Raw genomic sequence first — 9,134 nt, forward strand, 5'->3', positions numbered from 1 at the left:
ACTCCGGGGAGTACTTGCTCGGACGGCCCATCAGGACCCCTTCCTCGGGCACATCGCCCAAGTTCAGGGTGTCCACCGAAGCGGGTCAACTCCAGTCCGCTGGACCAGTGATTACCTGACCGCGGAGTACAGCCAGCTGACCCCCGACCGGGTACCGAGCGCCGCTCTGCAGAGCCTCGAGGTGGTGAGCGCCGGTGAAGCCGTCGTCGACGTCGTCGCCGTCTACAACACCGGGCTCCGCGTGATCATCCGCGCGGAGGACTCCGCCGCCGGGTGGAAGGTCACCAGGGTCGAGCAAGCCGACTAGCTCGACCGCGACTCGGTGCGCGAGCGCCGCGCGATGACGCCTCAGCACCAGGTGGTCGACCAGCGGCCGAATCTGTGGACAACCGGCGGTTGTCCACAGCCCCAGCCGGCCGCGGCCCCGGCGCGCGCGCCGGCCCGCCACGCTGGGGCCATGACGACGCACACCGCCCCGGTCTGGCTGATGGTGACCCATGAAATCCGCCGAGCTCACGACGGCACCGTCATCAGCGGGCACTGCAGCAGCGCCTGCGCACTGGGTGCCTTCGAGGAGCTGACGCTGGGGCAGATGATGGGGGAGAACCCGCCCGGCCCCCTTGAGCGCGTCGAGGCCCACCTGGTCGACCTGGCCACCGGTCAGGTCACCGCGACGACCGGCGGGCTGGTGCCCCTGGACGGCATCGCCCCGCCGGAGATCCTCAGCTGGCCCTGACCAGAGCCCACCGACCCACCCGGCGGTCGGCGGGCGCGGTCTGGCGTCCAGCCGCGGCGCCGGCGCGAGACCGGTGCTCACGAGCAGCTCGGCAGCGTGTCCGGCGAGGGTGGAGAAGTAGTCGGAGCTACGGTCACCCCAAATCGGCCTCGGTCAGAACCTCTCCGAGAACCATGCCCGAGGCCGATTTTAGGTAGAGCGTCAAGCGGCCAATTTGGGCAAGGCTGGCCCCCACCTGCCCACCAGCTGGCGCACTCCTGTCCGCCGCCGCCGTGCCACCACTCGCGCCAGTGCGCGGCCCCCGTCGCCGCCACCTCCCACGCACTGCGCCCGCCACTGCGCCGGCAGCGGTTTCGCCACCTCCCTGACAGCAGCCCTGTCACCGTGCGCGCATGGTGCCCGCCACCGTGCGGGCACCGCCTGTCACACCGCGGGCCGCCCGCGACCTTCCCCGGATGTCACAGACCCGCAGCAGGGGAGGCGAGATGGCCCGGCCCATCACCACGCGCCGGCCATCGAGCCGGCGCATCGACGGCCCAGCAGCACCGGCCATGCAGATGGCCACACCGACGACGCCGTGGCTGCGCAACGCGGTGCTCTGCGTGGCCACCGGCATCGCGGCCATGGCGGCAGGTCAGCTCCTGGGCCACCTCGCCGCCGGCCGGACCGCCCTCATCGCCTCAGTGCCGATCGCCGTGGCGGTCGGTGCGCACGGCAAGCGCAAGCAGCTGCGCCGACAGCTCGCCGACCGGCTCCTGCAGGCGATGGCCCCCCAGCTGGGATTGCGCACCCTCGACCGGCGGGCGGTGACCCCGACGCGATGGGGATGGGGCTGGCCAGGCATCCCCACCCAGATCGTGGCGCGCTACGCCCCCGGGCTGGATGACCGCGACCCCCAGTGGCAGAGCGACGTCCTCACCGCGGTCACCCGGCTCATGCTCGAGCGCTACGAGATCGACCTGATCGACCACCAGCGTTGCCGCCTGCGGCTTCGGCTGGCCGGTCCCGTCGCTGAAGAGCTCAGCGCGCCGGCGGTACAGGTGCGCGCCGAGCGGACCATCAGCGAACTCATCGGGCCCACCGCGACCATCGACCGCACCGAGTTCGTCGACGGCGAGCTGGTCCTCATCGAAGGACGTCACCAGGCCGGGGCCAAGTTGGCCGCCCCGGGCTACCGCGCCCGCATCGAACGGATCCTGTCCACCATGCTGCCCGGCCGGTGGCGAGCCCACTGGGACATGGAGAACGACGGCTTCCGCTTCGAGCTCCGGCCCAGCTTCCCGTCCAGCATCTGGCTGCCGGTCACCGTCCGCCCCGACGCGGACGCGGTGCTGGAGACCTATGACTCCCTGGCCATCCCCTACGGCGTCGACGAGGACGGCGAGGCGATGGTCTGGCGGCCCGCGGTGGACCCCAACCTCATGCTCGTCGGCTCACCCGGTACCGGGAAGACCGCCGCCGCGCACACGATCCTCACCCAGGTCACCGGCTATGGCTGGCCGGTGTGGGTGGTCGACGGCAAGTCCATCGAGTTCCTGGGCTTCCAGAGCTGGCCCAACGTCCAGATCGTCGGGACCAGCATCGAGCAGCAGGTGGCGATCATCCACCGGGCCTGGGAGGTGATGGAGCGCCGCTACGAGCTCATCACCTCCGGCCAGGCACGGGAGAGCGACTTCGAGCCGCTGCTGGTCTTCCTCGACGAGTGGGCGGACTTCCGCGCCAACCTGATGTCCTGGTACGCCGGGGTCAAGGTCAAGGGAGACCCGACCAAGCCGCTGGTGCTCATCGAGGCCGGCTCCCTCGCCCGCAAGGGCCGCACCAGCCGGGTGCACCTGGTCTTCGGCACCCAGCGGCCCGACGCCGAGTACTTCGGCGGGGACATGCGCGACAACTTCCGTATGCGCGTCTCCATGGGCCGGCTCTCACCCCAGGGCGCGATGATGATGTGGGAGTCACCGACCATCGGGACTTCCATCCCGCGGGGCTGCCGCGGCCGAGCGACCACGATCAACGACGACAACCGCGCCGTCGAAATCCAGACCTACCGCACCCCCGACCCGCGCAAGACCCTCCCGGGCAGCGATGAGGCGCGGCTGCTGGACCAGCTGCGCCCGACCCGCGTGGTGCACGACCGGCTGCTGATCGTCCCGCCGCGCGGCGAGCTGGACATCGACACCAGCGACATCGACGAGCCCACCTACAGCGACTACGCCACAGCCCAGTGGGTCCGCGCCGCCGACCGCCCGGACCTGGACCCGGTCGAGTCCCGGATGGGCGAGCACGTCGACGGCCGCACGCTGGCCTCCCCGATGACCGTCTTCGGTCTCACCGACAGCCCCGCGGCACCCGTGGGCCGGAGGCCGCAGCTGCGGCTGGTCAACGCCGGCGCCGTCGACGACCGCCCCGCCGGAGTCACCGCCTCCACAGAGGAGGACCGCACCTTCGATCCCTTCGAGGGCTACGGGTTCCCCACCTCCATGGCCGCCCGCTCCCTGTCCGCCGGCGACCTGGTCCTCATCGATGAGGACGAGATGACCTGGGGCGTGCTCGATGAGGACCCGACCGAGGACCTCGAGGACGAGGGCTATCTGGCCCTGTCCTGGCGCAGCGACGACGACGACAGCGGCGTCCTGTCCGTCCCGACCGACTCCAGCTTCACCGTCCGGCGCCCCACCGAACTGCAGGAGTGACAACGATGAGCGCACCCCAGGTCCGTTCCGACGGCCGCACTGACCCCAACGACCTGATGGTCCTGCTGTTCGGCGGCATGATCGCCGGCCCGGCCATCCTCGCGTTCGCCTGGACGTCGCTGGTGGGCTGGCTGACCGACCACCACGTCCTGGTCGACGCCGCACACGACCCGCTGGTGGTCATCCCCGCCAGCGAGGGCGCCGGGCTGGACCTGCCGCGGCTCCTGCTGCTCGGCGCCCTGGTCCTGGGCCTGCTCGCCTTCCTCGGCAGCGTCGCCGTCCGGGTGTTCCGTAGCCGCGCGGCCGAGGTGGACCGATGACCGCCGCGCCCCGCTTCCACGAGGACACCGTCGCCGCACGGAACGTCCCCCCGATGCGTCCGATCTCGAAGGCCTTCCGGGCGCGCCAGGTCGCCAGCGAGATGACCAGCGACGGGCTGGCCCTGTGCGGGGGCCGCGGCGACTGGTGGAGCCAGCAGGAGGCAGCCCATGACCAGGCACCCACGGCCCACGAGGCCGCCGCTGCTGCTGCTCCGGCCTTGCGGCTGTGCTCTAGATGCCCCGAGACCGGCACCGACGGACGCTGTGCGCTGCGCGCTGCGTTGGACACCTACACCGGCCTGGCTGCTGGCCAGGCCTGGATGGGCGGACGGCCCCGCCCGGTCGAGAGGATGGCCCGCAGCACCTCGGCCGCACAGTCGCTGGCCCGCTGACTCTGGCGACCGCGCCGGGCAGGCCCGCCACGTCGGCGCGATGCTGACCGAGAACCTGCACCGCGCCGGACTGTCGGCCGTCGAGGAGGCCCAAGGCGTGCAGTCGATGATCGACCTCGGGGTGTCGGTGAGCCGGGTGGCCAAGTCCACCGGTCTCGGCCGAAAGCGCGTGGCCAAGGCCCGCTGGGGTCGCCCGGCTGGACGAGGCCACCGCCGCCGCCGTTGCGGCCGCGGACCTGACCCTCGACCAGGCCGCCGCCGCCGCCGCCGTCGCCGTCTAGGCCGACGACGAGGCCACCACCGCCGTCCTGATCGAGGCGGCCACGAAGGGGCCGGGGCAGTTCGCCCGACCTCATCGCCGTCGAGGAAGACGCCACCACCGGGGACCGCTGGGCACAGATCCAGTGGGGCGACCTCGATCAGGCCCTGGCGACCGGTCGGATCTTCGGCAGTAGCGGCGAGCTGCGGGTCCTGCGCGCCGCAGCCTCCCTCGTCGATGGCCAGCCCATCGACCTCGGCGACGTCGCCTCCGGCCTGGACCGGCGCTCACTAACGCTGCTGCTGGCCGCGATCGCGCACGCCGGCGGCAGCCACGAACACCGCGAAGAGACCACCGACCCCGACAGCGGCATCACCTATCTCGGGGACAAGATCCCCCCGCTCATGGCCTGGCCCGCCCGTACCTGAGCAGTCTTGAGGCGTGCCCTACCCACCCCGGCCGCAGCTGCGACCGCTGCCGCGGTTCGCCGGCAGTGCGCGCACCGGCACCGTGTTGAGTCGCCAGCTGCAGGAGCAGCTGGAGGCCTTCGTCGTCGAGCAGTACGCCGGCGGCCGGTCGCTGCGTGAGATCGCCGAGCTCGTCGACCGCACCCCCACCGCCGTCCGCCGCGTGCTGGACAAGCACCAGGTCCCCCGCCGCGGCCGCGGCGCCGCCCGGATCGCCGACGTGGGGCTCAACCCGCACCGGCCCTGAGCTCAGCCCGGCTGCGCCGAGTGTTGGTTGAGGAAGCGCTCCACCAGGGTCCGGATCACCACCGCCATGCTGAAACCGCTGGCCTGACAGAACTGCCGCAACCGTTCGTGCTCGGTCTCGGGTAGCCGCACGGGAAGCACCTTCAGTCGAGTCCCGGCGCGAGCCGACGCGTCGATCTCCCAGCCGAGCAGCGACGCGAGGCGCTCGCTGCCCACCGCGGCCCGCGCCGCGGCCGGCGGGCCAACCATCAGCCCGGCCTCGGAGGACACCCCGGCGCCCAACCGTCCCAGCAGGAGACCGCGGAGAAGCTCATCCCGCTCATCCGCTTCCAGCGCCTGCAGCGCCTTGTGTAACAGCAGGTCAACCCGATCCGACATCGCGATACCGCCTTCCGGTATCGCGACCATATCTCCTCGCGCCGGTCCGTCAGAAGAGGCGTTACCGGGCCCCTGCGGCTCCGCCACCGCACACACCCCCAGGCACTGCGTTGCGCCGACACTTGGACCCTTGCCTGCCAACTCCGGCCAGCGCTACGAGTTGCAGGGGGTCCAGCGCTGACCCTCTTCAACCCCAGCCTTAAGCGCCAACCACTGTTCCGTTGAGGCTCAGACCCCCCCGCCTCCGCGGCGCTCGAGCAAGCGACTGGCTGGCTGGCTTGGTCGGCCGGCTGGTCCACGAGTCCCACCCGCGTCGGCGGCCAGATCCGCTCGGCCCCGAACTCGAGGACGTCACCGCCGCCCAGCGCCGGGCACGCCCACGCGACCGAGGCAGTGTTGCGGCTCCACCGGCGAGCAAGGCCCGCTGAGGGGGGCCCCCGGCGTCCGACAGCGCACGGGGAAAGGCACCCCCGCGAGGGGGGGCATGTCCTCGCCGTCGCCGGCAGCGGAGTGGCCGCCGAGACGGCCGGACACTGCACCGTCGATAGCGCAACCGGTTACGTGCGTAACCGGTTGCGCTAATGGTGATGATTTGCTAAAGTGGGTACATGACAACGCCCGGGACCCCCGCCGGCGCACCGGCCGTGACGGTGTGCCGTTTCCACGAGCTGGGGGAGTGTGTCCGGCCGATCGCGCCACCGCCGGCGTCCGGCGGCCGGCCCAGTGCCTACTGCGACCGGGACGATCACAACCGGACGACCTTCTACGCGGCTTCCCGTTCCCGGGACCGGGAGGTCGCCCGGGCCGTGGTCGCCGGGCAGCCGGCGTCAGCCAGTCAGCGGCCCGCGTCGATGGCCGCGGCGACCCTGGCGGTGTCGGTCGACCGGCTTGCTGGGCTGCTGGCCGGGATGGCCGACCAGGTCACGATCGCCACCGGTGCGCTGGCCGAGGCCACTGACGCCGAGTCGGTGGAGGCCGAACGCGCGTCGGTGGCCGCCGACGCCCGCCGTGACGTCGCCGAGGCCGACGCCCGGGCCTCAGCCGCCGAACGGCTGCGCGCGACCGCCGAGACCGCCGCCGCCGAAGCACTCGCCGATGCCGCCGCCGCGGACACCGCGGCCGCGACCGCCCGCGCCGAACGGGACGCCGCGCTCGCCGCCGCCGAGACCGCCCAGGCCGAGGCCGAGGCCGCCCGGGTCGCCCAAGCAGACGCCGAAGCCCAGACCGCGGCCGCGCACGCCGCCCGGCTGGCCGCCGAGACCGCCCGCGCCGAAGCCGAGACCGCCCGGGCCGAGGCCGAGGCAGCCCGGGACCTCGCCGTCCGGGACTCCGAGACCGCCCGCGCCGACGCCGAACGCGCGGAGACCTCCCGCGCCGAGGAGCACGCCGCCCGCCTCGCCGCCGACACCGCCCGCGAAGCTGCTGTCGCCGCCGAACGGGACGCCCGGGAACAGGTGGCGCGCACCGAGACCGAAGCCCGCGCCGCAGTGAGCGAAGCCGAGCGGGCCGCCGCCCGCGCCGAAGTCGCCCAGAGCAGGGCCGAGGGGCGCGCCGAGGTCGCCGAAACCCAAGCCAGCTCCCAGGCCGAACGGGCCGCGGCCGCCGAAGCCCGCGCCGAACGCGCCGAAGAGACCGCCCGCGACGCCCGCGACGAGCGGGCCAACCTCGCCGCCGAGCTCACCACCGTCCGCCGCGCCCTGGAAGACGCCCAGAACCGGGCGCGGCGCGCGGAGACCACGGCCGCCCGCGCCGAACAAGCCCTCACCGACGCGCAAGCAGCCCAGGACAAGCCGGGGGGCAGCTGACCGCACCAGTCGTGCCGGCGCGCAGCACTCCCCCGGGATCTCGGTGCGCGCGGCGCCCGCCCTCGCCGCCGAGGGGGGGTCGCCGACCCATCGCGAAGGCGCCCGCTGCGGGGACCTTGCGAGGAGATTTCTTCCAAACCGTGATGAGTCCCGGGCTCCAGGATCAGCTGGAGGCCTTCGTCGTCGACCAGTACGCCACCGGCCGGTCCCTCCGAGAGGTCGGCGAGCTCGTCGACCCACTCCCAGACCGCCGTCCGGCACGTATTGGACAAGCACCGGGTGCCTCCCCTGTCGAGCTATCGGAGCTGCACCAGTGGCCGAGGTCCCCAAGCGGCCACACTCGAGGCAGTGAGCGCATAGGTCAGACGCTCGCTGTGACCTCACAGGGTGAAACCAGCGAACCTACTGCCGCAAGGAACGCAAAGGTGTTACGTTTCCTGCGAATGAAGGGGAGTTGATGACCGCCGTGCCGATCAGCCAAGAGACCTACCTGCCCGACACCGACAGCGACGTCGCCCGCCTCTACGACTTCCTGGCCGCCCACGAGGAGGCAGGCCGAGGCACTCCCGAGCTGCGTTACTTCCTTGCCGGTGCCACCCCGGGAGAGCAGGTCGAGCTGCCGCAGGAGACCTACCGGGTGCTCCGCCAGGTGATTGAGGCGATGCATCAAGGTCTGGCGGTCACTGTGGTGCCGCAGTCAAAGATGCTGACCAGCCAGCAGGCAGCCGACCTGCTCGGGGTCAGCCGGCCGACGGTGATCAAGCTGCTCGACGGCGGGAAGATCCCCTTTGAGCGGACCGGTACCCATCGCCGGATCCTGCTGCGCGACGTGCTCGCCTACCGCGCGCAACGCCGCCGGGACCAGTACGCGGCACTGGAAGCCATGGCCGCCGACACGGTCGAGGAAGGCGATCCCGAGACCGTGTTGGAGCAACTACGCACAGCGCGGCGAGCTGTCGCCGCTCGTCGCCGCAACCGGCCACAGTCCTGACGGCCGGTCCAGACCGGATCTCCCACCGGGCCTCCTGAACGTCGGGAGCCGGCTGGGAGACTGTCGGTTGTGTTCACGGCCCTGCTCGACACCTCGGTGCTGTGGCCCAGCCTGCAGCGGGACTTCCTGCTCTCGTTGGCCATCGAGGGCCTGTACCGGCCGGTCTGGAGCTCGGCGATCCTGGAAGAGCTCGAGTTCCATGAGGCCGCGAAGCTCACCAACCGCGGCACCCTCCCCGCCGATGCCGACCAGCGTGCCCAGCGGCTCATCGAACAGATGAAGACCGGCTTCGACGACGCCGAGGTCATCGGCTGGGAGCCGCTGGAAGGCACCTTCGACCTGCCCGACCCCGACGATGAGCACGTTGCCGCCGCCGCTGTCATCGCCCGGGCGGGAGCGATCGTGACCTCCAACCTCAAGGATTTCCCGGCCGACAAGCTCCCCGCCGACCTGCAGGCCCTCCCGCCGGCCGAGTTCGCCCTCAACACCGTCAGCGTCGACCCGCTGCGGTCTCTGCGTGCGGTCGAGGCCATCGCTGCCCGCTCCGGGCACAGCGGGGAGAAGTGGACCGTCAACGATGTGCTCGACCGCCTCGAGACCCGCTACAGCATGACCGAGGCAGTCGACCTGATCCGTAGCTGAGCCACCGCACCCGGTTTCGGTGGCTGCGGTGGTCTTCCGCTACTTAACCTGATCGGCGGGAAGCTGGTCCAAGACGTCGAAGAGTCGCTCCGCGTAGTCCTTCGCGACAGCGTGGATGACCGCCGGTCGGAAGAACGCCAGCCACGCCACGGCCACAAGAGCGCCCCAGGCCGCGGCCGCCACCAAGCTGGGAACCCATCCGCGGTGG

Annotated in this window: 10 protein-coding genes; 9 read left to right on the forward strand and 1 reads right to left on the reverse strand. The window is 72.0% G+C overall.

Annotation, left to right across the window (positions count from 1 at the left end; all coding sequences use genetic code 11):
* The 6 genes from BLW04_RS27830 to BLW04_RS23620 all read left to right on the forward strand — a co-directional run.
* Positions 1-307: hypothetical protein (locus tag BLW04_RS27830; RefSeq protein WP_217631237.1), on the forward strand; the 307-nt coding region annotated here is incomplete at its 5' end.
* A gap of 150 nt (positions 308-457) precedes the next feature.
* Positions 458-736, forward strand: a complete 279-nt coding sequence (locus BLW04_RS23600; RefSeq protein WP_139307000.1) for a hypothetical protein — start codon at positions 458-460, stop codon at positions 734-736.
* A 485-nt stretch (positions 737-1,221) separates the two neighbouring features.
* On the forward strand, positions 1,222-3,426 hold the full coding sequence (locus BLW04_RS23605) for an FtsK/SpoIIIE domain-containing protein (RefSeq protein ID WP_175484252.1): 2,205 nt from the start codon (positions 1,222-1,224) through the stop codon (positions 3,424-3,426).
* A 5-nt stretch (positions 3,427-3,431) separates the two neighbouring features.
* Complete coding sequence (locus BLW04_RS23610; protein ID WP_091547906.1) at positions 3,432-3,746, forward strand: hypothetical protein; 315 nt, start codon at positions 3,432-3,434, stop codon at positions 3,744-3,746.
* Positions 3,743-4,138, forward strand: a complete 396-nt coding sequence (locus BLW04_RS26280) for a hypothetical protein (protein ID WP_139307002.1) — start codon at positions 3,743-3,745, stop codon at positions 4,136-4,138. The genes BLW04_RS23610 and BLW04_RS26280 overlap by 4 nt, the downstream gene beginning before the upstream one ends.
* Positions 4,139-4,838: 700 nt before the next feature.
* The gene (locus BLW04_RS23620; RefSeq protein WP_091547907.1) at positions 4,839-5,111 is read left to right on the forward strand and encodes a helix-turn-helix domain-containing protein; all 273 of its coding nucleotides are present in this window, start codon (positions 4,839-4,841) and stop codon (positions 5,109-5,111) included.
* Positions 5,112-5,113: 2 nt separating this feature from the next.
* On the opposite strand, the gene BLW04_RS23625 is transcribed toward BLW04_RS23620, so the two are convergent.
* On the reverse strand, positions 5,114-5,518 hold the full coding sequence (locus BLW04_RS23625; RefSeq protein ID WP_091547908.1) for a ribbon-helix-helix domain-containing protein: 405 nt from the start codon (positions 5,516-5,518) through the stop codon (positions 5,114-5,116).
* A 578-nt stretch (positions 5,519-6,096) separates the two neighbouring features.
* Between BLW04_RS23625 and BLW04_RS23630 the strand changes: the two genes are divergently transcribed.
* From BLW04_RS23630 to BLW04_RS23640, 3 genes are all read left to right on the forward strand, one after another.
* Entirely contained in the window at positions 6,097-7,293 is a 1,197-nt protein-coding gene (locus BLW04_RS23630) for a hypothetical protein (protein ID WP_139307003.1), read from the forward strand.
* A gap of 457 nt (positions 7,294-7,750) precedes the next feature.
* On the forward strand, positions 7,751-8,284 hold the full coding sequence (locus BLW04_RS23635) for a helix-turn-helix domain-containing protein (RefSeq protein ID WP_091547910.1): 534 nt from the start codon (positions 7,751-7,753) through the stop codon (positions 8,282-8,284).
* 69 nt (positions 8,285-8,353) lie between these two features.
* On the forward strand, positions 8,354-8,926 hold the full coding sequence (locus BLW04_RS23640; RefSeq protein WP_091547911.1) for a PIN domain-containing protein: 573 nt from the start codon (positions 8,354-8,356) through the stop codon (positions 8,924-8,926).
* Positions 8,927-9,134 lie beyond the last annotated feature (208 nt).

The organism is Modestobacter sp. DSM 44400 (genome assembly GCF_900107175.1).
GTDB lineage: Bacteria > Actinomycetota > Actinomycetes > Mycobacteriales > Geodermatophilaceae > Modestobacter.